This window comes from Streptomyces sp. Je 1-79 (assembly GCF_025195125.1).
GTDB lineage: Bacteria > Actinomycetota > Actinomycetes > Streptomycetales > Streptomycetaceae > Streptomyces.
The window spans coordinates 284059-310330 of the sequence record NZ_JAMGSL010000008.1 but is presented as its reverse complement, the minus strand read 5'-3'; the positions used below and the strand labels follow the sequence as shown (position 1 = coordinate 310330).

The 26272-nt window shown below is 73.2% G+C and carries 30 protein-coding genes; 25 read left to right on the top strand and 5 right to left on the bottom strand.

Annotation, left to right across the window (positions count from 1 at the left end):
* The first annotated feature begins 121 nt into the window (after positions 1–121).
* The 4 genes from M5362_RS18945 to M5362_RS18930 are packed head-to-tail and all read left to right on the top strand — an operon-like array spanning position 122 to position 3946.
* Positions 122–1402, top strand: coding sequence for an NYN domain-containing protein (locus tag M5362_RS18945; protein WP_260228767.1), 1281 nt, complete (start codon positions 122–124; stop codon positions 1400–1402).
* Positions 1403–1439: 37 nt separating this feature from the next.
* Positions 1440–2411 (top strand): ABC transporter ATP-binding protein, encoded by a 972-nt coding sequence (locus M5362_RS18940; protein ID WP_260228906.1) that lies wholly within the window; start codon positions 1440–1442, stop codon positions 2409–2411.
* A gap of 13 nt (positions 2412–2424) precedes the next feature.
* The gene (locus tag M5362_RS18935; protein ID WP_260228766.1) at positions 2425–3273 is read left to right on the top strand and encodes an ABC transporter permease; all 849 of its coding nucleotides are present in this window, start codon (positions 2425–2427) and stop codon (positions 3271–3273) included.
* Positions 3274–3307: 34 nt separating this feature from the next.
* The gene (locus tag M5362_RS18930; protein ID WP_260228765.1) at positions 3308–3946 is read left to right on the top strand and encodes a DUF2567 domain-containing protein; all 639 of its coding nucleotides are present in this window, start codon (positions 3308–3310) and stop codon (positions 3944–3946) included.
* Between the two features lie 24 nt (positions 3947–3970).
* Here M5362_RS18930 and ybaK read toward each other — a convergent pair whose 3' ends face one another.
* From ybaK to M5362_RS18910, 4 genes are all read right to left on the bottom strand, one after another.
* The gene (gene ybaK / locus M5362_RS18925; RefSeq protein ID WP_260228764.1) at positions 3971–4468 is read right to left on the bottom strand and encodes a Cys-tRNA(Pro) deacylase; all 498 of its coding nucleotides are present in this window, start codon (positions 4466–4468) and stop codon (positions 3971–3973) included.
* 12 nt (positions 4469–4480) lie between these two features.
* The gene (locus tag M5362_RS18920) at positions 4481–5218 is read right to left on the bottom strand and encodes an LON peptidase substrate-binding domain-containing protein (protein ID WP_260228763.1); all 738 of its coding nucleotides are present in this window, start codon (positions 5216–5218) and stop codon (positions 4481–4483) included.
* 5 nt (positions 5219–5223) lie between these two features.
* Positions 5224–6261 (bottom strand): hypothetical protein, encoded by a 1038-nt coding sequence (locus M5362_RS18915; protein ID WP_260228762.1) that lies wholly within the window; start codon positions 6259–6261, stop codon positions 5224–5226.
* Between the two features lie 258 nt (positions 6262–6519).
* Positions 6520–8121, bottom strand: a complete 1602-nt coding sequence (locus tag M5362_RS18910) for an oxidoreductase (RefSeq protein ID WP_260228761.1) — start codon at positions 8119–8121, stop codon at positions 6520–6522.
* Positions 8122–8295: 174 nt separating this feature from the next.
* Between M5362_RS18910 and hisD the strand changes: the two genes are divergently transcribed.
* The 10 genes from hisD to M5362_RS18860 all read left to right on the top strand — a co-directional run bounded on the left by hisD (position 8296) and on the right by M5362_RS18860 (position 15968).
* The gene (hisD, locus tag M5362_RS18905; protein ID WP_260228760.1) at positions 8296–9618 is read left to right on the top strand and encodes a histidinol dehydrogenase; all 1323 of its coding nucleotides are present in this window, start codon (positions 8296–8298) and stop codon (positions 9616–9618) included.
* The gene (locus M5362_RS18900; protein ID WP_260228759.1) at positions 9615–10736 is read left to right on the top strand and encodes a histidinol-phosphate transaminase; all 1122 of its coding nucleotides are present in this window, start codon (positions 9615–9617) and stop codon (positions 10734–10736) included. The genes hisD and M5362_RS18900 overlap by 4 nt, the downstream gene beginning before the upstream one ends.
* Positions 10733–11326 carry an imidazoleglycerol-phosphate dehydratase HisB gene (gene hisB, locus M5362_RS18895; RefSeq protein WP_058941846.1) on the top strand — a complete coding sequence of 198 codons (594 nt, stop codon included), beginning with the start codon at positions 10733–10735 and terminating at the stop codon, positions 11324–11326. Before M5362_RS18900 ends, hisB begins: the two co-directional genes overlap by 4 nt.
* A gap of 4 nt (positions 11327–11330) precedes the next feature.
* A complete protein-coding gene (locus tag M5362_RS18890; RefSeq protein WP_260228758.1) occupies positions 11331–11498 on the top strand; it encodes a hypothetical protein in 168 nt (55 codons plus the stop codon).
* Complete coding sequence (gene hisH, locus M5362_RS18885) at positions 11495–12142, top strand: imidazole glycerol phosphate synthase subunit HisH (protein WP_260228757.1); 648 nt, start codon at positions 11495–11497, stop codon at positions 12140–12142. The genes M5362_RS18890 and hisH overlap by 4 nt, the downstream gene beginning before the upstream one ends.
* Positions 12139–12882 carry a bifunctional 1-(5-phosphoribosyl)-5-((5-phosphoribosylamino)methylideneamino)imidazole-4-carboxamide isomerase/phosphoribosylanthranilate isomerase PriA gene (priA, locus tag M5362_RS18880; protein WP_260228756.1) on the top strand — a complete coding sequence of 248 codons (744 nt, stop codon included), beginning with the start codon at positions 12139–12141 and terminating at the stop codon, positions 12880–12882. The genes hisH and priA overlap by 4 nt, the downstream gene beginning before the upstream one ends.
* Positions 12879–13277 carry a RidA family protein gene (locus tag M5362_RS18875; RefSeq protein ID WP_260228755.1) on the top strand — a complete coding sequence of 133 codons (399 nt, stop codon included), beginning with the start codon at positions 12879–12881 and terminating at the stop codon, positions 13275–13277. Before priA ends, M5362_RS18875 begins: the two co-directional genes overlap by 4 nt.
* Positions 13274–14029: an imidazole glycerol phosphate synthase subunit HisF gene (gene hisF, locus M5362_RS18870; protein WP_260228754.1), complete on the top strand. Its 756-nt coding sequence runs from the start codon at positions 13274–13276 to the stop codon at positions 14027–14029. The genes M5362_RS18875 and hisF overlap by 4 nt, the downstream gene beginning before the upstream one ends.
* A 110-nt stretch (positions 14030–14139) precedes the next feature.
* Positions 14140–14727, top strand: coding sequence for a transcriptional regulator (locus M5362_RS18865; RefSeq protein ID WP_260228753.1), 588 nt, complete (start codon positions 14140–14142; stop codon positions 14725–14727).
* Positions 14724–15968, top strand: coding sequence for an MFS transporter (locus M5362_RS18860; protein WP_260228752.1), 1245 nt, complete (start codon positions 14724–14726; stop codon positions 15966–15968). Before M5362_RS18865 ends, M5362_RS18860 begins: the two co-directional genes overlap by 4 nt.
* A gap of 106 nt (positions 15969–16074) precedes the next feature.
* Here M5362_RS18860 and M5362_RS18855 read toward each other — a convergent pair whose 3' ends face one another.
* Entirely contained in the window at positions 16075–16710 is a 636-nt protein-coding gene (locus M5362_RS18855) for a TIGR03085 family metal-binding protein (protein WP_260228751.1), read from the bottom strand.
* A gap of 84 nt (positions 16711–16794) precedes the next feature.
* On the opposite strand from M5362_RS18855, the gene hisI reads away from it, so the two are divergent.
* From hisI to lgt, 11 genes are all read left to right on the top strand, one after another.
* Positions 16795–17145: a phosphoribosyl-AMP cyclohydrolase gene (hisI, locus tag M5362_RS18850; RefSeq protein WP_260228750.1), complete on the top strand. Its 351-nt coding sequence runs from the start codon at positions 16795–16797 to the stop codon at positions 17143–17145.
* Between the two features lie 11 nt (positions 17146–17156).
* Entirely contained in the window at positions 17157–18647 is a 1491-nt protein-coding gene (locus M5362_RS18845) for an anthranilate synthase component I (protein WP_260228749.1), read from the top strand.
* Positions 18648–18661: 14 nt separating this feature from the next.
* The gene (locus M5362_RS18840) at positions 18662–19321 is read left to right on the top strand and encodes a TIGR02234 family membrane protein (protein WP_260228748.1); all 660 of its coding nucleotides are present in this window, start codon (positions 18662–18664) and stop codon (positions 19319–19321) included.
* Positions 19322–19468: 147 nt separating this feature from the next.
* A complete protein-coding gene (locus M5362_RS18835; protein WP_260228747.1) occupies positions 19469–19717 on the top strand; it encodes an HGxxPAAW family protein in 249 nt (82 codons plus the stop codon).
* 506 nt (positions 19718–20223) lie between these two features.
* Entirely contained in the window at positions 20224–20613 is a 390-nt protein-coding gene (locus tag M5362_RS18830; protein WP_260228746.1) for a DUF2752 domain-containing protein, read from the top strand.
* Positions 20614–20754: 141 nt separating this feature from the next.
* Entirely contained in the window at positions 20755–21564 is an 810-nt protein-coding gene (gene trpC / locus M5362_RS18825) for an indole-3-glycerol phosphate synthase TrpC (protein ID WP_260228745.1), read from the top strand.
* Positions 21565–21655: 91 nt separating this feature from the next.
* Entirely contained in the window at positions 21656–21853 is a 198-nt protein-coding gene (gene trpM, locus M5362_RS18820; RefSeq protein ID WP_260228905.1) for a tryptophan biosynthesis modulator TrpM, read from the top strand.
* Positions 21854–22176: 323 nt separating this feature from the next.
* On the top strand, positions 22177–23472 hold the full coding sequence (gene trpB / locus M5362_RS18815; protein ID WP_260228744.1) for a tryptophan synthase subunit beta: 1296 nt from the start codon (positions 22177–22179) through the stop codon (positions 23470–23472).
* Positions 23469–24284 (top strand): tryptophan synthase subunit alpha, encoded by an 816-nt coding sequence (gene trpA, locus M5362_RS18810; RefSeq protein ID WP_260228743.1) that lies wholly within the window; start codon positions 23469–23471, stop codon positions 24282–24284. The genes trpB and trpA overlap by 4 nt, the downstream gene beginning before the upstream one ends.
* Before the next feature lie 64 nt (positions 24285–24348).
* Entirely contained in the window at positions 24349–25170 is an 822-nt protein-coding gene (locus M5362_RS18805; protein ID WP_260228742.1) for a DsbA family protein, read from the top strand.
* A gap of 88 nt (positions 25171–25258) precedes the next feature.
* Positions 25259–26272, top strand: a complete 1014-nt coding sequence (gene lgt, locus M5362_RS18800) for a prolipoprotein diacylglyceryl transferase (RefSeq protein WP_260228741.1) — start codon at positions 25259–25261, stop codon at positions 26270–26272.

Sequence of the window (26272 nt, the reverse complement as noted above, 5' to 3'; positions counted from 1 at the left end):
GCGGGGTCCGGCGTGACATTCGCCACGCCGATGATCCAGTTCCGACCGTCAACCTCCCGACGTTCGGGCAGACTCGAAGGAAATCCGAAGCAACTTCCGATCCCGAGGTTCCCGAAAGAGGGTGGAACACGTGGACCGCTGCGTCGTTCTGGTGGACGCCGGCTATCTGCTGGGCGCCGCCGCGAGCCTTCTCGCCGGGGAACCGGCCCGCTCCAGGATCACCGTCGACCACGCCGCCCTCATCCAGGGACTCCGCGAACGCGCCGAGGCCGACACCGAGCAGCCCCTGCTGCGCATCTACTGGTTCGACGGCGCGCCCGACCGGGTGCCCCAGCCCGAGCACCGCAGGCTGCGGGTGATGCCCCGGGTCACCGTCCGGCTCGGCGCCCTGACCCGCAGCGACGGCCGCTGGGCCCAGAAGGGCGTCGACGCGGCCATGCACGCCGAGCTGACCGAGCTGGCCAGGAACCGGGCCTGCTCCGACGTGGTCCTGGTGACCGGCGACGGCGATCTGCTGCCCGGCCTGATGTCCGCCAAGGAGCACGGCGTCGCCGTCCACCTCTGGGCCGTCCAGGCCGCCGACGGCGACTACAACCAGTCCGAGGACCTCGTCGCCGAGGCCGACGAACGCCGGGTCCTCGACCGGGCCTGGATCACCCGCGCCGTCCGCGCCAAGGACCTCAGCGGACTCTGCGCGCCCTCGCCCGCCCCGCGCCCCGAGATCGCCGCCATCCTCTCCGCCCCGCTGCCCGAGTCGGCCCTCGCCGCCTCCGCCGAGCGGGCCGCGGAGGCGGCGGCCGCGGCAGCCGCCTCCCTACACAACGGCGCGTCGTCCCCCGAGGCCTCCACGCCCGCCACCGACGAGGGCGGCCCGGCGTCGGCCGGCCCCGCCCCGGCCGGGGGCAAGGGCGTCCCCACCCCCAAGGACCTCGCCGGCCTGCGCGGACCCGGCGGCCACCCCGCCCCGCCGGCCACCAACGCCACGCTGCGCTGGTCCTCCGACAAGGGCTGGATCGAACGCCCCGGCGGCGCGCTCGGCGAGCCGCCCGAGACCGCCTCCCTGCCCACCCTCGCCCAGCTCACCAGCGCCGAGCAGCGCTGGGCGGACCGCGAGGAGGACATCACCACCGTCGGCGGCGACCCCTTCGAGGTGGGACAGGTGTTCGCCCGCCGCTGGATGGAGCGGCTCCCCGAGCAGAGCCACGTCCAGAAACTGTCGGTGATGTACCCGCGGATCCCGCACCGCATCGACGGCGAACTGCTCCGTTACGCGGCCAGGTTCGGCCTGCTCGCCCACAAGGACGACCAGATCGACGAGCACGACCGATACGCGATCCGGGCCGGTTTCTGGCGGGAGATCGATGTCCGGGCCGCCGCGGAACGCGCCCCCGCGGGGGAGTAGGCCGGAGGACCCCGTAGGCTCATCCCTCGTGAGTACGGTGTGCGTGGTGCGGGATCTGGTCAAGACGTACCCCGCCGCGCGCGCCCGCCGAGGGACGCCGGCGACCCCCGAGATCCGCGCCACCGACGGCATCAGCCTCGATGTCCACGGCGGCGAGATCTTCGGCCTGCTCGGGCCCAACGGCGCCGGGAAGTCCACACTGGTCCGCCAGCTGACCGGCCTCATGCGCCCCGACTCCGGAACGGTCGAGCTGCTCGGCCACGATCTCGTACGCCACCCGGAGCGTGCCGCGCGCCTGCTCGCCTACCTGGGGCAGGAGTCCACCGCGCTCGACGAGCTGACGGTCGCGCTCGCCGCCGAGACGACCGGGCGGCTGCGCGGGCTCACCGCCCGGGACGCGCGCGCCGGGAAGGACGCCGTCCTGGAGGAGCTGGGCCTCACCGAGCTCGCCGGCCGGCCGCTGAAGAAGCTCTCGGGCGGACAGCGGCGGCTCGCCTGCGTCGCGGCCGCCCTGGTCGGCGAACGGCAGGTCCTGGTCCTCGACGAACCCACCACCGGCATGGACCCGATCGCCCGGCGGGCCGTCTGGTCCGCCGTGGACCGGCGGCGGGCCGAGCACGGCACCACCGTGCTGCTCGTCACCCACAACGTGATCGAGGCCGAGACCGTACTGGACCGGGTCGCCGTCCTGGAGCGGGGCAAGGTCATCGCCTGCGACACCCCGGCCGGGCTGAAGGAAAGGGTCGCGGGCGAGGTGCGGGTCGACCTGGTGTGGCGCGAGCGCGCCCCGCTGGAGGTGCCCGAGGTCGCCGCGCTGCGCGGACTCGCGCAGGAGTCGGGCCGGCGCTGGACCCTCCGGCTCGCCCCGGACGAGGCCCGGGCGACGGTCGCGGCGGTGACCGGAGGGGCGGCGTTCGCGGCCCTGGACGACTTCACACTGGCGACGCCGAGCCTGGAGGACGTGTATCTGGCGCTGGGCGGCGAGACGCAGGGGTTGGTCAAGGCTTGAGGAGCTGTACGGAGTGAGTATCGTGCCCGCCCAGGTCCCGTCGGCCCAGGTCGTGCCGGCCGGTGTCGCGTCGGCCCGCGCCTCCGGCGCACCGGCCGACGGCGCGGCCGCGCCGCTGGCGCCGCGCGCCCGGCTGCTGCCCGCGCTCGGCGCCGTGTACCGCGCGCAGCTCTCGCGCGCCCGGGTCTCCCGCATCCCGCTGCTCTTCGTGGCGACGTTCCAGTCCGTCGGGATCATGGTCCTGATGCGGGGCGTCGTCGACGGCGGGGCGGAGGCGCGGGCCGTGGTGGCGGGCTCGTCGGTGCTCGTCGTCGCCTTCGTCGCGCTCAATCTGCTCGCCCAGTACTTCGGACAGCTGCGGGCGACCGGCGGCCTCGACCACTACGCCACGCTGCCGGTGCCGCCGGCCGCCGTGGTGCTCGGCGCGGCGGGGGCGTACGCCTCCTTCACGGTGCCGGGGACGGTGGTGACCGCGGTCATCGGGTCGCTGCTCTTCGGACTGCCGCTCGGCCATCTCTGGATCCTCGCGGCGGTGGTGCCGCTGGCGGGGGCGGCGCTGGCCGGTCTCGGCGCGGCGCTCGGGCTGCTCGCGCCGCGTCCGGAGCTCGCGACGCTGCTCGGGCAGCTGGGCATGTCGGCGGCGCTGCTGCTCGGCGTGCTGCCGGCGGACCGGCTGCCCGGGCCGATCGGCTGGGCGCGGGACCTGCTGCCGTCGACGTACGGGGTGGAGGCGCTGGCCCGCACCTTCGGCGCGCACCCGGACTGGGCGGCGGTCGGGCTCGACCTCGTGGTGTGCGGGGCGGTCGGGGTGGTCTCGCTCGCGGTGGCGACCTGGGCGTACCGGCGGGCGGCGGTCCGCTGAGGCGGGTCGCTCCCGTACCTGGCACGATGGCGGGGTGACCGCACCTCTGACACCGCCTCACCAGCCGCCGAACGATGCCGTGCCGCCGCACGGACGGCCGTCGCCCTACCCTCCGCTGTCGCCGGACGACGGTGCCCCGAGTGTGGCCACGGAGCTCCGGCAGGCCGCGGTCGTGGCAGCCGTCTCGACGGTCGCGGGTGCGCTGCTGGGACTGCTGTGGCTGTGGCTGGCGCCCCGGGTTCCGCTGATCTCGGACGGCAAGGCGGTGTTCCTGCGGAACAGCGAGGGGGAGGCGGCCGTCGGGGCGGACGGAACGTTCGTCCTGCTGGCGCTCGGGTTCGGCGCGCTGGCCGCGGCGCTCGTCTTCCTCTTCCACCGGTACGGCGGCGTGGCGCTGGTGATCGCGCTGGCCGCGGGCGGTGTCCTCGGCTCGCTGCTCGGGTGGGGCGTGGGGACGTTCCTGGGACCGACGCACGACGTCGTCGCCCATGCCAAGGAGGTCGGGGCGGGCGTGGAGTTCGACGCGCCGCTGAAGCTGGAGATGTGGGCGGGCGCGATGCTGGCCTGGCCGCTCGCGGCCATGATCGTCCACCTCGCCCTGACGGCGCTCTTCGGCCCGAGGGACCCGGAAGACGAATGGCCCCCGCAGAAGGAGACGGGCGACGAGGCCTGAGCCTGCGGCCCCGGACCTCTGGTGTCAGCCGCGGCCGATCGGGGCCAGGACCGCCGAGGTGAGGGTGGTCAGGGCCGTGGGGGTGAGCTCCACCTCCAGGCCGCGGCGGCCCGCCGAGATGCAGATCGTCTCGTGGGCGGAGGCCGAGGCGTCCAGGACCGTGCGGAGGCGCTTGCGCTGGCCCAGGGGGGAGATGCCGCCCCGGACGTAGCCCGTCGTGCGTTCGGCCAGGGCCGGGTCCGCCATCGACGCGCGCTTGCCGCCCACCGCCGAGGCCAGGGCCTTCAGGTCGAGCTGGCCGGCGACCGGGACGACCGCGACCGTCAGCTCGCCGTCGACGTCCGCGACCAGCGTCTTGAAGACCCGGTCGGGGGAGACGCCGAGCGCCTCCGCCGCCTCCTCGCCGTACGAGGCCGACGCCGGGTCGTGCTCGTAGGCATGGAGCGTGAACGGGGTCCCGGACGCCGTCAGGGCGACGGTCGCCGGGGTTCCGCCCTGGGACTTCTTCTGCTTCTTCGCCACCGGACTCCTCGGTCAGTTCGGGCTTGTCGGCGCCCGGGTCAGCTCCACCGCCGGCAGGGACGGCAGATGCCGCAGCACCGCCGTCTCCGACCGCAGCAGCGCCAGTTCCTCCCGCAGCCGGGTCGCCGTGTCCGGCGCCTGCAGCAGCCGCTGCTTCGCCGGTGTGTCGAGCACCGCCGCAGCCGCGACCAGGTACGACACCACCGACGGGTCGTCCGGCAGGTCGCTCGTCGTCAGCGACCGCTCCCGCGCCCCCGCCAGCCGCTTCTGGTAGCTCCGGAACGCCCGCAGCACGACCTCCGCGAGGGTGCCCGCCTCGTCGCCCTGCTCCTCCGGGATCTCCTCGATCTCGGCCATCAGGAACGGCCCGCTCGCATCCACGGAGAGCAGCTTCACCCGGGTCGTCCCCGTGGCCATCACCTCGAAGCTGCCGTTCGAGCGTTCCCGGATCGTCGCCGCGTCGGCGATGCAGCCCACCCGGTGGAACGCCTGGATCGGGTCCGGGCCGAAGCCCGCGGCGGGCCCCTTCTCCGGCAGAGCCGTCTGGTCCGGCATCCCCGGCGCCGTCGGCGCCACCTCACGGCCGTCGCGGATCGCGACGACGGCGAAGCGGCGCGGCTCCGACTCGTCGGTCTTGAGCAGCTCGCGCATCATGGCGCGATAGCGCTCCTCGAAGACGTTGAGGGGCAGCACGAGGCCCGGGAACAGCACCGCGTTGAGCGGGAAGAGTGGCAGGCGAGCGGTGGTCACAGCGGTCAAGAGTAATGGCCGCCGGGCGCGGCCCGGCCGGCCCGTCCGACTCCGGTCCCGCGCGGGGGGACCGTGCGGCCCGCCTCGGCCCGCACCAGGTCCCTCGTCTCCAGGAAACCGGCCAGTGGATCGTCCTCCACGAGGGCCCACGGAAACGACGTGGCGTACGGTCCGATCTTTCGGAACTCCTCCAGTGCCTCCGCCCAGCGCGCCCGCCTGACCAGCACGTACACCAGCAGATTACGGACCTCCGCGGCCCACGGGTCGCCCTCCGGATACTCCGCCGACAGCGCGACGCCCCGGTCCGCGGCGGCGTCGATCCGGTCCACCTGGACGGGTCCGGTGCCGGCGAGGAGCTGCGCGAAGGCGGCGTTGACCGGGAGCGCCCGGGCCAGGGAGCCCGGGGGCGCGTCGGCGGCGGCCTCCTCGGCGAAGTCGAAGCACTCGTGGTGCGAGCCGTACCACTGGGCCGACAGATACCGCAGTGCGGCGACGTGGCAGCCGTAGTGGTGCGGGGCACGGCGCACGGCCTGCTCCCACAGCGCCTCGAAGGCCGTGTGCCCGGCGTGGGTGCCGCGGGCGTGGTCCAGGGCGAGCCGCCACGGCACCGGGTCGCGGGGCGAGGCCTCCGCGGCCGCGTCGATCAGCGGTCCGAGCTCCCGCAGCCGCTCGGAGCGGGCCGGCGACTCCCAGGCCCTGCGCACCGCGAGCTCCGCCTTGACGAGCAGGGCGTCCGGGTCGCGGGGCGAGACGGCCAGCCAGTGGGCCAGCCACTCCTCACGGCTGTACGCGAAGGTCGCGAGCCGCGCCACGTACCGGTCCCGCTTCTCCCACTCGGCGGCGTCCCGGGTCGTCGCGAGCAGCTTGGCGGCGGGCTCGGGATCGGCGAGCGCGGCCGCCACCAGCGCCGGGGCGAGCCTGTCGTCCGGCGCGTCGAGCAGCACGTCGTCGTCCGGCGGCAGCGCGGAGTGGAGCCGCGGAGCGAGCCGGAGCGTACGGGCGGTGCCGATCAGGGCGCGGAGCAGAGACATCGTGCGGACCATTCAAAAACCGCAGGTGGGGGCGGCGCCAGTGGGGGACTGTGAAGCTTTGGTAGCGGCGGGAAAGTTGTCCTGCGGGAGGTCAAGACAGCGTAAAGAAAGAGGTGAGGGTCGGCAGAATCCGCCCCTCTGGCACCTCCCGTCACACTCGTCACAACGCCCTCGGAGGCCCCGCTCATCCCCGGCGCAGCGCCCCCGCTGGTCCCCGCGTAACGCCCTCGATGTCCCTGCTCGTCCCGTCGCGCCTCCCCGGCGCCCCGCTCATCCCCGGCGCAGCAGCCTCGACGCTCCCGCCGCGACCGTCGTCGCCAGCACCCAGCCCAGCAGGATCAGCATCGTCGCGGCCCACTGCCACAGGCCTTCCAGCCGCCAGTAGCCGTCCTGGCCGAGATTGATCACCGGAAGCAGCAGATCCAGCGCGTACAGCGTGGCGTTCCAGTTCGGCGACTCCTCCGCCTTGAGCGGTACCGGGTCGTAGCGGGAGAACGCCAGCGCCCCCGCCGCCCAGAGCACCGCCATCCACAGCGCCGCCCGTCCCGGCCGGTAGCCGTACGCCACCGTCCAGTCCTGGAGGTAGCCCCAGAGCTTCCCGGCCACCGGCAGCGTCTCCCGGCGCCGGCGCTGCTTGGCGAGCAGCACCACCCGGGCGTCCGCGTCCTCCCCGCTGTTGCGCAGCACGGTCGCCAGACGTTCGTACGGCTCCGGGGCGTACTCCGGGGTGGCCGCCGACACCCACTCCAGGCGGCGGGTCAGCGGAAAGTGTCCGTACGGCACGAGGTTCTCGTAGACGAAGCCGTTCATCGAAAGGCCGCCGGGGCCCGGCCAGCTCGTGGACAGGTCGATCAGCGTCACCACCCGCGCGCCGTTGAGCACCACCCGCCCCTCCTCCGGGCGCTCCCCGTTGAACCGCAGCTCAGGGGTGGCGATCCGGCGCAGCGACACCTCCTCCCGGGTCGCGCCGTTCAGCACGAACCGCGCGTAGTGCAGGTCCACCGCGTCGCCGAAACGCCCGTCGTCGAGGCGCACCCCGCCGTGGCACTCCACCGGCTTGCGCCGCGCCCCGCGCAGCGGGGTGTACCCGATTCCGTACGGGGGAGTGGCCGTCGAGTGGCCCGAGCCCTCGTACACCCACGCCGCGTTCAGATAGAGCGAGCGCTCCACCGTCAGCTGCGGCGCGTTCAGCGCGCGGCGCTGCTGCGCCCCGCGCAGGACGCTGCCCCGCAGGCTCAGCGACACGCCGATCTTCGCCCCGCGCAGGCTCACCTCCCCGTACGTCTCGATCAGCTCGGCCTGGAGGTCCTGTGCCACCGCCAGACCGTCCGCCGTGATCGCCCGGCCACGCCGGTCCGGCCACACCCGGATCTGGTTGATCAGCAGATCGGTGCCTATCTGCGCGTCCGTCAGCCGGATGCCCCGCTGCACCCGGCACCTCGGCAGATGCAGGTCCCCCTCGGTGTGCAGCCGCGCCGCCTCCAGCCGCGGTATCGCGCACTCCACCATCCGCACCGTGCCGAAGCGCGCCTCGGGCAGCACGATCTCCTGGTCGAAACGGCAGCGGTTCCACTCCACGTACGGATCGATGGTCCCGCCGGCCAGATTGAGCACGCCGGTGATCCGCACCCCGCGCAGCTTCAGCGCCGCGACCCGCCCGGCCCGCGCCGCCGGGCCGTCGAGCAGCAGCAGCGCCACCACCTCCGCGCGCACACTGCGCGCCTCTCCCCACGCCTCCGCCCCGAAGGGGTCGTCCCGCGCCGCGTCCCCCTCGCTCAGATCGCAGCTCCTGCCGATCCGGAACGCCCTCCACATGGCCCTCTCCGGGCCCGTCAGACCGTCCGGCATTCCGTCCTCGTGCGGCTCGGTCACTGCCGCCCCCTCGCTTTCCACGAATCCGCTTCCCTGGATTCGTACAGCCGTTCTTCCCGCTGAGTGACGGGCTGAACGCTAACGGTCAGCTGTGGCGACAAGACGCCACTGTGGCTCGTATCAGCCAGTGATACAGGCGTCCGGCGCTTGTGGGGCGTCTGCGAGAATTGACCCGTGATCTCTCGTATCGACCTGCGCGGCGACACCCTCCCCGAGGGTGGCGCGCTGCGCGACCTGCTGCCCCGTGCCGAGTTCGACGTGGAAGCCGCCCTGGAGAAGGTGCGGCCCATCTGCGAGGACGTCCATCATCGGGGCGACGCGGCGCTGGTCGAGTACGCGGAGAAGTTCGACGGTGTGAAGCTGGAGCACGTGCGTGTGCCGGCCGAGGCGCTCGACGAGGCGCTGGAGCGGCTCGACCCCGCCGTCCGGGCGGCCCTCGAGGAGTCCATCCGGCGCGCCAGGATCGTCCACCGCGCCCAGCGCCGCTCGACGCACACCACCCAGGTCGTGCCCGGCGGCACCGTCACCGAGAAGTGGATCCCCGTCCAGCGCGTGGGGCTCTACGCGCCCGGCGGCCGGTCGGTCTACCCCTCCTCCGTGATCATGAACGTCGTTCCGGCGCAGGAGGCCGGTGTCGAGTCCATCGCGCTCGCCTCCCCCGCGCAGGCCGAGTTCGGTGGGCTCCCCCACCCGACGATCCTCGCCGCGTGCGCCCTGCTGGGCATCGACGAGGTGTACGCCGCGGGCGGCGCCACGGCCGTCGCGATGTTCGCGTACGGCACCGAGTCCTGCGCCCCCGCCAACATGGTCACGGGCCCCGGCAACATCTGGGTCGCCGCCGCCAAGCGGTACTTCACCGGCCGCATCGGCATCGACGCCGAGGCCGGCCCGACGGAGATCGCGATCCTCGCGGACTCCACCGCCGACCCCGTGCACGTCGCCGCCGACCTCATCAGCCAGGCCGAGCACGACCCGATGGCCGCCGCCGTCCTCGTCACCGACTCCGAGGAGCTGGCCGAGGCCACCGAGGCCGAGCTGAAGACCCAGGTCGCCGCCACCAAGCACGTCGGCGACCGGATCGTCCCGGCCCTGGCCGGACGGCAGTCCGCGATCGTCCTCGTCAGCGACCTGGAGGACGGCCTCAAGGTCGTCGACGCGTACGGCGCCGAGCACCTGGAGATCCAGACGGCCGACGCCGCCGCCCGCGCCGAGCGGGTCCGCAACGCGGGCGCGATCTTCGTCGGCCCCTGGGCGCCGGTCTCCCTCGGCGACTACTGCGCCGGCTCCAACCACGTCCTGCCCACCGGCGGCTGCGCCTGCCACTCCTCGGGCCTGTCCGTGCAGTCCTTCCTGCGCGGCGTCCACATCGTCGACTACACCCGGGACGCCCTCGCCGAGGTCACCCACCACGTGGTCACCCTCGCCGAGGCCGAGGACCTGCCCGCCCACGGCGCCGCCCTCAAGGCGCGCTTCGGCTGGAAGGTGCCGCAGGCATGACCGCCATCGGAATCGACGACCTGCCCATCCGGGACGAGCTGCGGGGCAAGTCCCCGTACGGCGCCCCCCAGCTCGACGTCCCCGTCCAGCTGAACACCAATGAGAACCCCTACCCGCTGCCCGAGCCCCTCGTGGCCCGGATCGCGGAGCGGGTCGCCGAGGCCGCCCGCGGCCTCAACCGCTACCCGGACCGGGACGCGATCGAGCTGCGCACCGAGCTCGCCCGCTACCTCACCCGCACCGGCAAGCACCCGGTCGCCGTCGAGAACGTCTGGGCCGCCAACGGCTCCAACGAGGTCCTCCAGCAGCTGCTGCAGACCTTCGGCGGCCCCGGCCGTACGGCCATCGGCTTCGAGCCCTCGTACTCGATGCACGCGCTCATCGCGCGCGGCACCGGCACGGCCTGGATCTCCGGGCCGCGTCGCGACGACTTCACCATCGACGTGGAGGCGGCCGGGACGGCCATCGCCGAGAACCGGCCGGACGTCGTCTTCATCACCTCGCCCAACAACCCCACCGGCACGGCGGTCGAGGCCGCGACGGTCCTCGCGCTGTACGAGGCCGCCCAGGCCGCCAAGCCCTCACTGGTCGTGGTCGACGAGGCGTACGTCGAGTTCAGCCACCGGGACTCCCTCCTGCCGCTGATCGAGGGGCGGCCGAACCTGGTCGTCTCCCGCACCATGTCCAAGGCCTTCGGCGCGGCCGGCCTGCGCCTGGGCTACCTGGCCGCGCACCCGGCCGTGGTCGACGCCGTGCAGCTCGTACGGCTCCCGTACCACCTGTCCGCCGTCACGCAGGCCACCGCGCTGGCCGCCCTGGAGCACACCGATACGCTCCTCGGGTACGTCGAACAGCTCAAGACCGAGCGGGACCGGCTGGTCGCCGAGCTGCGGGCGACCGGCTACGAGGTCACCGAGTCCGACGCCAACTTCGTCCAGTTCGGCCGGTTCGACGGGGCCCAGGGCTCCCACGAGGCCTGGCGGAAGATCCTCGACCTGGGCGTCCTGGTCCGGGACAACGGCGTACCGGGCTGGCTCCGGGTCACCGCCGGCACCCCTGAAGAGAACGACGCGTTCCTCGACGCGGTCCGTGAAGTCAAGAAGGAGCAGAGCGCATGAGCCGCGTTGGAAGAGTCGAGCGCACCACCAAGGAGACCTCCGTCGTCGTCGAGATCGACCTCGACGGCACGGGCAAGGTCGACGTCGCCACCGGCGTCGGGTTCTACGACCACATGCTCGACCAGCTCGGCCGCCACGGTCTGTTCGACCTCACCGTCAAGACCGACGGCGACCTGCACATCGACTCGCACCACACCATCGAGGACACCGCGCTCGCCCTCGGCGCCGCCTTCAAGCAGGCGCTCGGCGACAAGGTCGGCATCTACCGCTTCGGCAACTGCACCGTCCCCCTGGACGAGTCGCTCGCCCAGGTGACCGTCGACCTCTCCGGCCGCCCCTACCTGGTGCACACCGAGCCCGAGAACATGGCGCCGATGATCGGCTCCTACGACACGACGATGACCCGGCACATCCTGGAGTCCTTCGTCGCGCAGGCGCAGATCGCGCTGCACGTCCACGTGCCGTACGGGCGCAACGCCCACCACATCGTGGAGTGTCAGTTCAAGGCGCTGGCCCGGGCGCTGCGCTACGCCTCCGAGCGCGACCCGCGCGCGGCCGGCATCCTGCCTTCCACGAAGGGCGCCCTCTAACTCCATGACCGGCCTCTCCACCATCCTCATCGTCGTCGGGCTCTTCCTCGCCGGCGGTGTGTACTCCTTCTCCAAGCAGAAGCTGCCCAAGGGCGTGATCGTCGTCCTCGCCATCGCCTCCGTGATGTGCCTGGTCGCGGGCGTCCTGCGGATCCAGGGAATCTGGGAATGAGCACGAGCACCCCCAAGAAGGTCGTCGTCTTCGACTACGGCTTCGGCAACGTCCGCTCCGCCGAGCGGGCTCTCGCCCACGTCGGCGCCGACGTCGAGATCACCCGCGACTACGACAGGGCCATGAACGCCGACGGGCTCCTCGTCCCCGGCGTCGGCGCCTTCTCCGCCTGCATGCAGGGCCTCAGGGAGGCGCGCGGCGAGTGGATCGTCGACCGCAGGCTCTCCGGCGGCCGCCCCGTCATGGGCATCTGCGTCGGCATGCAGATCCTCTTCGCCCGCGGCATCGAGCACGGCGTGGAGACCGAGGGTCTCGACGAGTGGCCCGGTACGGTCGAGCCGCTGAAGGCCCCGGTCGTGCCCCACATGGGCTGGAACACCGTCGAGGCGCCCGAGGACAGCGAGCTGTTCGCGGGCCTCGACGCCGACGCCCGGTACTACTTCGTGCACTCCTACGGAGTGCGGGAGTGGACCCTGGAGGTCGGCAACCCGAACATGCGCGCCCCCAAGGTCACCTGGGCCACCCACGGCGAGCCGTTCGTCGCGGCCGTCGAGAACGGCGCCCTGTGGGCGACCCAGTTCCACCCCGAGAAGTCCGGCGACGCCGGAGCGCAGCTGCTCACCAACTGGATCGGAACACTGTGACTGTGCCTTCTAACAGCGTGCTCGAACTCCTCCCCGCCGTCGACGTCCGCGACGGCCAGGCCGTCCGCCTCGTGCACGGGGAGTCCGGTACGGAGACCTCCTACGGCTCCCCGCTGGAGGCCGCCCTCGCGTGGCAGCGCTCCGGCGCCGAGTGGCTGCACCTGGTCGACCTCGACGCGGCCTTCGGCACCGGTGACAACCGTGAGCTGATCGCCGAGGTCGCCCGGGCCATGGACATCAAGGTCGAGCTCTCCGGCGGCATCCGCGACGACGCCTCGCTCGCCGCCGCGCTCGCCACCGGCTGCACCCGCGTCAACCTGGGCACCGCCGCCCTGGAGACCCCGGAGTGGGTCGCCAAGGTCATCGCCGAGCACGGCGACAAGATCGCCGTCGGCCTGGACGTCCGCGGCACCACCCTGCGCGGCCGCGGCTGGACCCGCGACGGCGGCGACCTCTACGAGACGCTCGCCCGCCTCGACTCCGAGGGCTGCTCCCGCTACGTCGTCACCGACATCGCCAAGGACGGCACGCTCCAGGGCCCGAACCTGGAGCTCCTGAAGAACGTCTGCGCCGCCACCGACAAGCCCGTCGTCGCCTCCGGCGGCGTGTCGTCCCTGGACGACCTGCGGGCCCTGTCCGGGCTCGTCCCGCTGGGCGTCGAGGGCGCGATCGTCGGCAAGGCGCTGTACGCCGAGGCGTTCACCCTGGAGGAGGCGCTGGAGGCGGTGGCTTCCGTATGACCGACGGTGTGAAGAGGGTCGTCACCGGCGCTCCCTGGGAGGAGCAGTTCGGCTACTCCCGCGCGGTGCAGCTGCCTAACGGCCTCGTCCTCGTCTCCGGCTGCACCTCGGTGGTCGGCGGCCAGATCGCCGGCGGAGGCCCGTACGAGCAGGCGGTCAACTCCTTCAACGTGGCCTTCGACGCGCTCAAGAAGCTCGGTCTGGGCCCTGAGGACGTCGTACGGACCCGGATGTACATCACCCACGCCCGGGACGTGGACGAGGTCGGCCGCGCCCACAAGGAGCTCTTCGACGCCGTCCGCCCGGCGGCCTCGATGATCATCGTCTCCGGCTTCGTCGACCCGAGCCTGGTCGTCGAGGTCGAGGTCGAGGCGTACCGGGGGAAGACGGCATGAGTCTGGCCGTACGCGTGATCCCCTGCCTGGACGTGGACAACGGCCGCGTCGTGAAGGGCGTCAACTTCCAGAACCTGCGCGACGCGGGCGACCCCGTCGAGATGGCGAAGCTGTACGACGCCGAGGGCGCCGACGAGCTGACCTTCCTCGACATCACCGCCTCGTCCGGCAACCGGGAGACGACCTACGACGTGGTGCGCCGCACCGCCGAGCAGGTCTTCATCCCGCTGACCGTGGGCGGCGGGGTGCGCGCGGCGGAGGACGTCGACAAGCTGCTGCGTGCCGGTGCCGACAAGGTGGGCGTGAACACGGCCGCCATCGCCCGGCCGGAGCTGATCCGTGAGATCGCGGAGCGCTTCGGCCGCCAGGTGCTCGTGCTCTCCGTGGACGCCCGGCGCACGGCCTCGGGGTCGTTCGAGGTGACGACGCACGGCGGCCGCAAGGGCACCGGCATCGACGCCGTCGAGTGGGCCCACCGGGCCGCCGAGCTGGGCGCGGGCGAGATCCTGCTCAACTCGATGGACGCGGACGGCACGAAGGACGGCTACGACACCGAGATGATCGCGGCCGTGCGCAAGCACGTGACCGTGCCGGTGATCGCCTCCGGCGGAGCGGGCAGGCTGTCCGACTTCCCGCCGGCGATCGAGGCGGGGGCGGACGCGGTGCTCGCCGCCTCGGTCTTCCACTTCGGCGACCTGCGGATCTCCGAGGTCAAGGGCGCGCTGCGGGAGGCGGGCCACCCGGTCCGCTGAGCGAGGCTCCGAAAGGCCCCCGGACGGGGGCCTTTCTGCTGGTCATATGGGCAGGATTATTTGTGCAATTTCTGTTGCGCAAGACTTCTTTCGCATCTACGGTCGTGGACATGACCTCGCAGGAGAACCGCCGGATCACCGATCTCGGCACCCTCAAGGCGCTCTCGCACCCGCTGCGGATGCGCCTCTACCGCGCCCTCTTCGTCGCCCGCACCGCCACCGCGTCCCAGCTCGCCGACCAGGTCGACGAGGCGGTCTCCCTCGTCAGCTACCACCTGCGCAAGCTGGCCGAGCACGACCTCATCGAAGAGGCGCGGGGGTACTCCGCCGACGGCCGCGAACGCTGGTGGCAGCCCAGCTCGTACGGCGTCTCCATCCGGGACGAGGACGTCCGGGGCACACCCGAGCTGGTCGCCGCGAGCGACGCCCTCGGCCGCACCCTCAACGACCAGCGGTCCGAACTCCACCGCCGCTTCCTCGACGAACGGCTGACGTGGTCGGGCGAGTGGCGCTCCGCCTCGATCAGCTCCGAGTGGCTCCCCCGACTGACCGCGGCCGAACTCGCCGCGCTCGGCGAGGAGCTCGACGCGCTGCTCAAGAAGTACGACACCCAGGCCCGCGCCGCCGAGGAGGCCGGCGACACCGAGGGCCGCGAGAACGTCGCCATCCACCTCTACGGCTTCCCCTACCGCCCGTGACGGCGCTCGTCGAGGCCCCTCCCGCCCGGCCCGCCCACCGCGACCCCAACGTGCTGCGCTGGCTCGGGGCGTACTCCGCCTCCGCCGTCGGCGACAGCCTCTACTACCTCGCCCTCTCCTGGACCGCCGTCCGCAGCGGCACGCCCGCCGAGGCCGGGCTCGTCATGGCCGTCAGCGCCGTGCCGCGCGCCCTGCTCATGCTCGGCGGGGGAGTGATCGCCGACCGCTTCGGCCCGCACCGGGTCGTCGTCCTCTCCGACACCGTCCGCTGCCTCGTCGTCCTCGGCGTGGCCGGGGCGCTCCTGCTCAGCAGCCCCGGCCTCTGGGTGCTCGCCGGCGTCGCCCTGGTCTTCGGCACCGTCGACGCCCTCTTCCTGCCCGCCGTGGGCGCCCTGCCGCCCCGGATCGCCGCCCGGGACCAGCTCGCCCGGGTCCAGGGCATGCGCGGTCTCGCCCAGCGCGCCGGACTCGTCCTCGGCGCCCCGCTCGGCGGCCTCGCCGTCGCCCTCGGGGGACCGGCCGCCGCCTTCGGGGCGGCCGGACTCCTCTTCGCGGTCTCCCTGCCGCTGCTCCTGGCAGTCCGCCTCGCCCCACTGCCGGGCGGCGGGGCGACCCGGGAGGGCACGGCCCTGCGCGACCTCGCCGACGGCCTGCGCTACCTCCGCCGGCACCGCGTCCTCGGCCCCCTGACGATCGTCGTCGCCCTCAGCGACCTCGGCTTCGTCGGCCCCGCCAACGTGGGTCTCGCCCTCCTCGCCGACGAGCGCGGCTGGGGCGCGTCGGGCATCGGCTGGGTCCTCGCGGGATTCGGGACGGGAGCGGGCGCCGCCTCCCTGCTGCTCACCGTGCGCGGCCGGATACCCCGCGCGGGCGCCGTCCTCGGCGCGACGATCGCCCTCAGCGCCGGCTCGGTGGGCGCCCTCGCGTACGTACCGCAGCTGCCGGTCGCCGTGGCCCTGGCACTCTCCGTGGGCCTGCTCGCGGGCCTCAGCGGCGCCCTGTGCGGGGCGCTCACGCAGACCGAGTGCGACCCCGCGTACCTCGGCCGGGTGACCGCCGTGACCAGCTTCGTCAGCCTCGGCCTCGCCCCGCTGAGCTTCCCCCTCACCGGCGCGGCGGTGGGCCTGTGGGGCCTCGGACCGGTGTTCGTGGCGAGCGCGGCGATCTGCGCGGCCGGCGGGATGTACGGACTCTCCGTACGCAGCCTGAGGCGCGCGGAGCTGCCCGTGGCGAAGGGCTGAGCCCCTCCGTTCGCGCAGCCGAGGCGCGCGGAGCTGCCCGGGGTGAGGGGCTGGGCCCGTTCGTTCGGATCATGCCGGGCTCGCATGATCCGAACGAGAGGAGAGGCTAGATCCCCAGCTGCTTCGCCTGGTGCAGCCGATCGATCGCGTCCTGATCCCCGTCCAGCTCCACCTTCGCCTGGTCCTGGCGGCCGAAGACGAACATCGTCAGCTCGCCCGGATCCCCGGAGACCGTCACCACCGGCGTGCCGCGGTGCGCCACCGCCGTCTGGCCGTTCGGGCGGCGCAGCACCAGACCGACCGGCGCCCGGCGGCCCAGCAGCTTGGCGCCCTTCTCCAGGCGCGACCAGAGGGCGTCCGAGAAGACCGGATCCAGCTCGCGCGCCGACCAGTCCGGCTGGGCGCGCCGGACGTCCTCCGCGTGGACGTAGAACTCGACCGTGTTCGCGCCCTCGTCCACCAGCTTGAGCGTGAACGGGGACATCCGCGGCGGCCCCGTCCGGATGAGCTGGATCAGCTCCTCGTACGGCTTCTCGGCGAACTCCGCCTGGACCCGGTCCAGCCGCGCCTTCAGCGGCGGTACGACCGTCCCGGCGGCCGCGTCGGGGCGGCGCTCGCGCACCACCACGTGGGCCGCGAGGTCGCGGGTCAGCCAGCCCTCGCAGAGCGTCGGGGCGTCGGGGCCCGCCGCCTCCAACAGATCGGCGAGCAGAAGGCGTTCACGCTTCGCATGGGTCGACATGATTGCCAGCGTACGACTGCGGCCGGTGGTCCGCCCAGTGGACACCGCTCCGGACACCCCTCCCGGTCACGGCACAATGGCCGCATGAGCAGCAATCTCGACCCGGTCATCGCCGCCCGCCTCAAGCGCAGCCCGGACGGACTCGTCCCGGCCATCGCCCAGCAGTACGACACCGGCGAGGTGCTCATGCTCGGCTGGATGGACGACGAGGCCCTGCACCGCACCCTCACCACCGGGCGCTGCACCTACTGGTCGCGCAGCCGCCAGGAGTACTGGGTCAAGGGCGACACCTCCGGCCACATCCAGCACGTCAAGTCCGTCGCCCTCGACTGCGACGCCGACACCGTGCTCGTCAAGGTCGACCAGGTCGGGGCCGCATGCCACACCGGCGCGCGGACCTGCTTCGACGCCGACGTCCTGCCCCTGGGCAAGTAGGGTCTGGCGCCATGGATCTCGAGACCTTCCGCAAGCTGGCGGCCGACCGCCGTGTGATTCCCGTCAGCCGCCGGCTCCTCGTGGACGGCGACACCCCGGTCGCGCTCTACCGCAAGCTCGCCGCCGAGCGCCCCGGCACCTTCCTCCTCGAATCCGCCGAGAACGGCCGCTCCTGGTCCCGCTACTCCTTCATCGGCGTCCGCAGCGACGCCACCCTCACCGTCCGCGACGGCCAGGCCCACTGGCTCGGCACCCCGCCCGTCGGCGTCCCCACCGACGGCGACCCGCTCGCCGCGCTGCGCGCCACCGTCGAGGCCCTGCACACCCCGCGCGACCTGTCCTCCGGGATGCCGCCCTTCACCGGCGGCATGGTCGGCTACCTCGGCTACGACATCGTCCGCCGCCTGGAGCGCATCGGGAACTCCACCCGTGACGACCTGGAACTCCCCGAGCTGACCATGCTGCTCACCAGCGACCTCGCCGTCCTGGACCACTGGGACGGCAGCGTCCTCCTGATCGCCAACGCGATCAACCACAACGACCTGGAGACCGGCGTCGACGAGGCGTACGCGGACGCCGTCGCCCGGCTCGACGCCATGCAGGCCGACCTGGCCCGCCCCGTCGCCACCGTCCCCGCCGCGCTCCCGCCCTCCGAACTGCCGGAGTTCTCCGCGCTCTGGGGCGGTCCGGCCTACCAGGACGCCGTGGAGGACATCAAGGAGCGGATCCGGGCCGGCGAGGCCTTCCAGGTCGTGCCCTCACAGCGCTTCGAGACCCCCTGCCACGCCTCGGCGCTCGACGTCTACCGGGTCCTGCGCGCCACCAACCCGTCGCCGTACATGTACCTCTTCCGCTTCGAGAACGGCTTCGACGTCGTCGGATCCAGCCCCGAGGCCCTGGTCAAGGTCGAGGACGGACACGCGATGGTCCACCCCATCGCCGGCACCCGGCACCGCGGCGCGACCCCGCAGGAGGACCACGACCTCGCCGAGGAGCTGCTCGCCGACCCCAAGGAGCGCGCCGAGCACCTCATGCTCGTCGACCTCGGCCGCAACGACCTCGGACGGGTCTGCGAGCCGGGTTCGGTGGAGGTCGTCGACTTCATGTCGATCGAGCGGTACTCGCACGTCATGCACATCGTGTCGACGGTGACCGGCCGCGTCGCCGAGGGCAGGACCGCGTTCGACGTGCTCACGGCCTGCTTCCCGGCCGGCACGCTCTCCGGGGCGCCGAAGCCGCGCGCCATGCAGATCATCGAGGAGCTGGAGCCCTCCCGGCGCGGACTGTACGGCGGGTGCGTCGGCTACCTCGACTTCGCCGGCGACTCCGACACGGCCATCGCCATCCGTACGGCCCTGCTGCGCGACGGAACCGCGTACGTGCAGGCCGGAGCGGGTGTCGTCGCCGATTCCGACCCGGTCGCCGAGGACAACGAGTGCCGGAACAAGGCCGCCGCCGTCCTCCGCGCCGTCCACACCGCCAACCGGATGAACGGCGCATGACGGCGTAAGGGATAGTGGGGTGCGTGAGTGCTGTTCCCGTACCCCAGCCCCGAGCCGCTCGCGCGGGCGGCGCGGCCGCCGCGCCCGGCGGCCGCCGCAGCCTGGCCGCGGCTCTCCTGCTCGGCGCCCTCGGCGCCACCGTCGTCCTGCTGTCCGCCGGCCAGATCTGGGCCGAGGGCACGGCGTCGGTCGGCGGCGGCACGGTGCCCGTCGAGGCCGACGGCGGCGCCGTCACCGGCGTGCCGACGGCGCTCGCGATCGTCGGCCTCGCCGCGCTCGTCGCCGTCTTCGCCGTCCGCCGGACCGGGCGCACCCTGGTCTCCGGCCTGCTCGCGCTCAGCGGCGCGGGCGCGGCGGCGGCCGCGTTCCTCGGCGCGTCCGACAGCGACGCGCTGGACGCCGAGGCCGCCCGGATCTCCGGCGACACCGCCGCGACGGTCTCGGACCTCACCCACACCGCCTGGCCGTACGTCGCCGCCGGCGGAGCGCTGCTGATCCTGGTGGCGGGGCTCCTCGCGCTGCGGTTCGGCACGACCTGGCCGACGATGGGCGGTCGCTACGAGCGGGCCGGCACGCCTCGCGCCGCGAGCCGGGCACCCGCCCCCGCGACGGACCGGCCGGAGGACCTGTGGAAGGCCCTGGACCGTGGCGAGGACCCGACGCGCGAGGGCTGAGCGGGGAGGGCGGACGCGAATCGTGATCGCCGCGCCACCCCGATTCATCGTCGCGCCCCTGTGTGCGGGACAATGAACGACGAGTGTCCGCGCACGCGAGACCTCACCTTCGAGCCACCACCGAGCAACAGCAACGAGGAGCAACTCATGGCGGGCAGCGCCCACGGACACACCCCGGCCGCCTGGACCGGTGTCATCATCTCCTTCATCGGCTTCTGCATCGCCGGCGTCTTCATGGTGGCCGCCAACACGGCCGGCTTCTGGGCCGGCATGGCCGTCGTCGTCCTGGGCGGCGTGATCGGCCTGGCGATGAGGGTGGCGGGCATGGGCATGCCGAAGGAGTCGGCGGCGGTCGTCGCGGCCCGCGAGGCGGCGACGCTGAAGGCCCGCGCCTGACGCACGCGGCACACGACACGCGCGAAGGCGCAGTCCGGCGGGGCCGGGCTGCGCCTTCGCGCGTGAGGGGCGAGAATCACCGCGTGGACGCGAAGCCGACGGCCCCCGCCGCAACCGACGAACCCCCCGGGGCCACCCCCGGCCCCCCACCACGCCCCGCCCCGGACGTCCGGGGGGCGCCGGGTGACCCCCGTAGGGGCGCCCAAGGGGCCGCTGGGGAGCCGGGGAACCATGGGACGGCATACGGGGCCCCTGGGACTCCCGGGCACCACGGGACGGCGTACGGGATCCCTGAGGCGCCCGGGAACCACGGGACGGCGTACGGGGTCCCTGAGGCGCCCGTGCACCACGGGACGGCCCAAGCGGCCCCGGGGGTGCCCGGGCACCACGGGACACCCCTAGAGGCCCCGGGGGTGCCCGGGAGCCACGGGACTCCCCTAGGGGCCCCTGAGGCGTCCGGGCACCACGGGACGGCGTACGGGTCCGGCCGTCCGTCGCGGGCGCTCGTGCGGCGGCTCGCGGCGCCCCTCGGGGCGCTCGGCGGGGTCGCCGCCGCGTTCGCGTACGTCGGGGCCGTCGACCCCAACGAGCCCGGGCACTACCCCGTCTGCCCGCTGCTCCGCTTCACCGGCCTGTACTGCCCCGGCTGCGGCGGTCTGCGCAGTGCCCACGCCTTCGTCCACGGCGAGCTCGGCACCGCGTTCGGGGCCAACGCCCTGGCCGTCGTCGGCTACGGCGTCTTCGCCCTCGTCATGGCCCTGTGGCTGATTCGCGCCGTACGCGGGGTGCCGATGAGGGTCACGATCGCCCCCGCCTGGTGGTGGGTGATCGGCGCCGTCCTCGCCCTGTTCACCCTGGTGCGGAACCTTCCGTTCGGCTCCGCGCTCGCCCCGTGACCCCGCCGGGAAGTCCCAGCAGATGGGACGCACGTCGGCCGGATGCGAGTCCGGAGCCTCGGTGCGGATACCATCGAGATGGCTGAACCTGGTTCTTCTGCACCACCGTCACCATCACCGTCCCGGAAGGGGGCCTCTCGCGTGAGTGTGCTCGACGAGATCATCGAAGGCGTGCGCGCCGACCTCGCAGAGCGGCAGGCGCGGGTCTCCCTCGACGAGCTCAAGGAGCGCGCCGGCAAGGCGCCGCAGGCCAAGGACGGCGTCGCCGCACTGCGCGGCGAGGGCGTCACCGTGATCTGCGAGGTCAAGCGCTCCAGCCCGTCCAAGGGCGCGCTCGCCGCGATCGCCGACCCGGCCGGTCTCGCCGCCGACTACGAGGCGGGCGGCGCGGCCGTCATCTCCGTGCTCACCGAGGAGCGCCGCTTCGGCGGCTCGCTCGCCGACCTGGAGGCCGTCCGCGCCCGGGTCGACATCCCGGTCCTGCGCAAGGACTTCATCGTCACGGCGTACCAGCTGTGGGAGGCCCGGGCCTACGGCGCCGACCTCGCGCTCCTGATCGTCGCCGCCCTCGAGCAGGAGGCCCTCGTCTCCCTCATCGAGCGCGCCGAGTCCATCGGCCTGACGCCGCTTGTCGAGGTCCACGACGAGGACGAGGTCGAGCGCGCGGTCGACGCGGGCGCCCGGATCATCGGCGTGAACGCCCGGAACCTCAAGACCCTCAAGGTCGACCGCACCACCTTCGAGCGCGTCGCCCCGGAGATCCCGGCCGGCATCGTCAAGGTCGCCGAGTCCGGCGTCCGCGGGCCGCACGACCTCATCGCGTACGCCAACGCCGGCGCCGACGCGGTCCTGGTCGGCGAGTCCCTCGTGACCGGCCGCGACCCGAAGGCCGCCGTCGCCGACCTCGTCGCCGCCGGCGCCCACCCGGCCCTGCGCCACGGGCGGAGCTGACCCCGCCATGACCCCGCACCGCGTCACCACGCCGACCACCCAGGGCCTCGCCGCCCCGGGCGCGTTCGGCGCGGCCGCGGTGACCCGCGCGATGCGCACCCGGCTCCGTACCGCCGCCGCGCCCGCGCACGCCCCGCTCGCCCGCGGCTGCCGCCCGCGCGGCTGCCGCGCCCCCGCCCGCCGTGTCCACGGCCGCCGGGTCCGCTACGTGATCGGCGACGAGCCGGGCCAGGTCAACGGCATGCGATGGCGCCCGCGCCCCGCGCGCACCTTCACGACCGCCGTCTGACACCCCCCTGACCCCCGTGTGGGCGATCGTCCCGCTTGGGGGTCCCCCAGGACGAAGTCCTAGGGGGACGGGTGGGCACACGGGACGGCGCCCTTACGGGCGCGTCCGCTCCCTGTGCCCCGCCACGACGGGGCCCCGCACCTGTGTGCACCGATACGCACCGGGAGCCTGGGCCCGGCAGGGGCGCCGTCCGTTGTGCCCACCCGTTCCGCCCCGCGGAGCGGGTGCCCACAACGGAGGTGCGACGGCGGCCACGGGTGCGCGCATAACGTGACCACCAACCGCATGTCACACGGGGCATCCGCCCCGCGAGGAGCAGCCGCATGTCCAGCGAGTTCTTCATTCCGGACCCGGAGGGTCAGGTTCCCACCACCGAGGGTTACTTCGGTGCCTACGGCGGCAAGTTCATCCCGGAGGCCCTCGTCGCCGCCGTGGACGAGGTCGCCGTCGAGTACGACAAGGCCAAGACCGACCCCGAGTTCGCACGCGAGCTCAACGACCTCATGGTCCACTACACCGGCCGCCCCAGCTCCCTCACCGAGGTCCCCCGGTTCGCCGAACACGCGGGCGGCGCCCGGGTGTTCCTCAAGCGCGAGGACCTCAACCACACCGGCTCGCACAAGATCAACAACGTCCTCGGCCAGGCCCTGCTCACCAAGCGCATGGGCAAGACCCGGGTCATCGCCGAGACCGGCGCCGGCCAGCACGGTGTCGCCACCGCCACCGCCTGCGCCCTCTTCGGGCTCGAGTGCACCATCTACATGGGTGAGATCGACACCCAGCGCCAGGCGCTGAACGTCGCCCGGATGCGCATGCTCGGCGCCGAGGTCGTCCCGGTGAAGTCCGGCAGCCGCACCCTCAAGGACGCCATCAACGAGGCGTTCCGCGACTGGGTCGCCAACGTCGACCGCACGCACTACCTCTTCGGAACCGTCGCGGGACCGCACCCCTTCCCCGCCATGGTCCGCGACTTCCACCGCGTCATCGGCGTCGAGGCCCGCCGCCAGATCCTTGAGCGCGCGGGCCGCCTCCCCGACGCGGCCATCGCCTGCGTCGGCGGCGGATCCAACGCCATCGGCCTCTTCCACGCCTTCATCCCCGACACCGACGTGCGCCTCATCGGCTGCGAGCCGGCCGGCCACGGCGTCGAGACCGGCGAGCACGCCGCCACCCTCACCGCCGGCGAGCCCGGCATCCTGCACGGCTCGCGGTCGTACGTCCTCCAGGACGACGAGGGCCAGATCACCGAGCCGTACTCCATCTCGGCCGGCCTCGACTACCCGGGCATCGGCCCGGAGCACGCGTACCTCAAGGACAGCGGCCGGGGCGAGTACCGCGCCGTCACCGACGACGCGGCCATGCAGGCCCTGCGGCTGCTCTCCCGCAGCGAGGGCATCATCCCGGCCATCGAGTCCGCCCACGCGCTCGCCGGGGCGCTGGAGGTCGGCAAGGAGCTCGGCCCCGAGGGGCTGCTCGTGGTCAACCTCTCCGGGCGCGGCGACAAGGACATGGACACGGCCGCCCGCTACTTCGGGCTGTACGACACCGACGCGGCCCCCGTCGAGGCCGACGCCGCCGCCGAGGACGGCGCGGGCGAGATCCGGAGGGACACCAAGTGAGCGGCAACATCCAGCTCCTCAGCGACACCCTGGCCAAGGCCAGGGCCGACCACCGGGCCGCTCTCATCGCCTACCTCCCGGCCGGCTTCCCGACCGTGGACGGCGGCATCGAGGCGATCAAGGCGGTCTTCGACGGCGGCGCCGACATCGTCGAGGTCGGTCTGCCGCACAGCGACCCGGTCCTCGACGGCCCCGTCATCCAGACCGCCGACGACATCGCCCTGCGCGGCGGCGTCAGGATCGCCGACGTGATGCGCACGGTCCGCGAGGCCTTCGAGGCCACCGGCAAGCCGGTCCTGGTCATGACGTACTGGAACCCGATCGACCGCTACGGCGTCGAGCGGTTCACCGAGGAGCTGGCCGCCGCCGGCGGCGCCGGCTGCATCCTCCCGGACCTCCCGGTCCAGGAGTCCGCGCTGTGGCGCGAGCACGCCGAGAAGCACGGCCTCGCGACCGTCTTCGTCGTCGCGCCGAGCAGCCAGGACGCACGGCTCGCCACCATCACGGCCGCCGGCTCCGGCTTCGTCTACGCCGCCTCCCTGATGGGCGTCACCGGCACCCGCGCGTCCGTCGGCGCGGAGGCGGCCGAGCTCGTCCGCCGCACCCGGGCCACCTCCGACCTGCCGGTCTGCGTCGGGCTCGGCGTCTCCAACGCCGAGCAGGCCAAGGAGGTCGCGGGCTTCGCCGACGGCGTCATCGTCGGCTCCGCCTTCGTCAAGCGGATGCTCGACGCCGACGACGAGGCCGCCGGACTCGCCGCCGTAAGGGAACTGGCGGGCGAACTCGCCGAGGGCGTGCGGCGCGTTTCGTAACCCGAACGGGTGGATCTGTGACCGGGGAGGCGCGGACGCGCCTCCCCGGTTCGTTGCTGAGGGCGTGAGCCAGAAGAACAGTGACGGTAATCGGAGCGCGCGGGAGCGCCTCCAGCAGCAGCGTGAGCGCGAGAAGGCCAGGGAGAAGCAGCGGCGCGTCCTCATCGTGTCGGCCGCGGTCGTGGGCGTCCTCGGCCTGGCCGCGGTCGTCGGAGTGATCGCCGCGAACACCGGCGGCGACGACGGCGGCTCGGACAAGGCGGGCCCGGTCGTCGCCCCGACCGGCTCGATCGAGGGGGACAAGCCGGCGATCCCCACGGGGAAGGCGGACGCCCCGTCGACGCTCGCGATCTGGGAGGACTTCCGCTGCCCGGCCTGCGCCTCCTTCGAGAACGCGTTCCGCGACACGATCCACGAGCTGGAGGCCTCCGGAGCCCTCAAGGCCGAGTACCACCTCGCCACCCTCATCGACCGGAACATGGGCGGTCAGGGCTCGCTGCGCGCGGCGAACGCGGCCGCGTGCGCCCAGGACTCCGGGAAGTTCACGGCGTACCACGACACGCTGTACATGAACCAGCCGCCGGAGCCGGACGACGCCTTCGGGGACAACGCCAAGCTGATCGAGCTCGCGGCGAAGGTGCCGGGGCTCGACACGCCGGCCTTCCGCAGCTGTGTCGAGGACGGCACGCACGACAGCTGGGTCGGGAAGTCGAACGAGGCCTTCCAGAAGGGCGACTTCCAGGGCACACCGTCCGTGCTGCTCAACGGAGAATCGATCTTCCCGACGAAGGGCGGCGAGCAGATCTCCCCGGAGAACCTGAAGAAGTGGGTCGCCGAGGCCAACAAGGGCAAGAAGCCCGGCACCGCCTCCCCGGCCGCGGGCTGACGTCCACCTGGATGATCCTCTTAGTTACGCAGACGTTGCCGGGTGGGCTGCCGTGACGCCCGCCCGGCAAGGTAGCGTCGGTCCTGCCATGGACCTTGCCTACATTCCCAGCCCGTCGACCGGTGTCCTCCACCTCGGACCGGTTCCGCTGCGCGCCTACGCCTTCTGCATCATCATCGGTGTCTTCGTCGCCGTCTGGATCGGCAACAAGCGCTGGATCGCCCGGGGCGGCAAAGCCGGCACCGTGGCCGACATCGCCGTGTGGGCCGTGCCCTTCGGCCTCGTCGGCGGTCGGCTCTACCACGTCATCACCGACTACCAGCTGTACTTCAGCGAGGGCGAGAACTGGGTCGACGCCTTCAAGATCTGGGAGGGCGGCCTCGGCATCTGGGGCGCCATCGCGCTCGGCGCGGTGGGCGCCTGGATCGGTGCCCGCCGACGCGGGATCCCGCTGCCGGCGTACGCGGACGCCATCGCGCCCGGCATCGCCCTCGCCCAGGCCATCGGCCGCTGGGGCAACTGGTTCAACCAGGAGCTCTACGGCAAGCCGACCACGCTGCCGTGGGGTCTGGAGATCTCCGCGGGCGCGAACCGCGAGGAAGGGATCTACCACCCGACCTTCCTGTACGAGTCGCTGTGGTGCATCGGTGTCGCGCTCCTGGTCATCTGGGCCGACCGTCGCTTCAGGCTGGGCCACGGCCGGGCGTTCGCGCTGTACGTCGCCGCGTACTGCGCGGGCCGGGGCTGGATCGAGTACATGCGCGTCGACGAGGCGCACCACGTGCTCGGCCTGCGGCTGAACGTCTGGACGGCGATCGTCGTCTTCGTCCTGGCCGTCGTGTACATCGTGATCTCCTCGCGCCTTCGCCCGGGCCGGGAGGAGATCGTGGAGCCGGAGAAGGACAAGGCGGCCGGCGGAACCAAGGCGGCCGCCGAGCGCAAGGACGAGGCCAAGGACGAGACCGAGGACGAGGCCGGGGACGCGCGGACCGAGGACGACGGGGACGGTGAGGGCGCGGGCGGGACCGCTCGGCGCGAGGCCGTGACCGACGAGCCGGCCGACGCGCCCGCGAACGGCACGGAGTCCGCCGCCAAGGGCTGA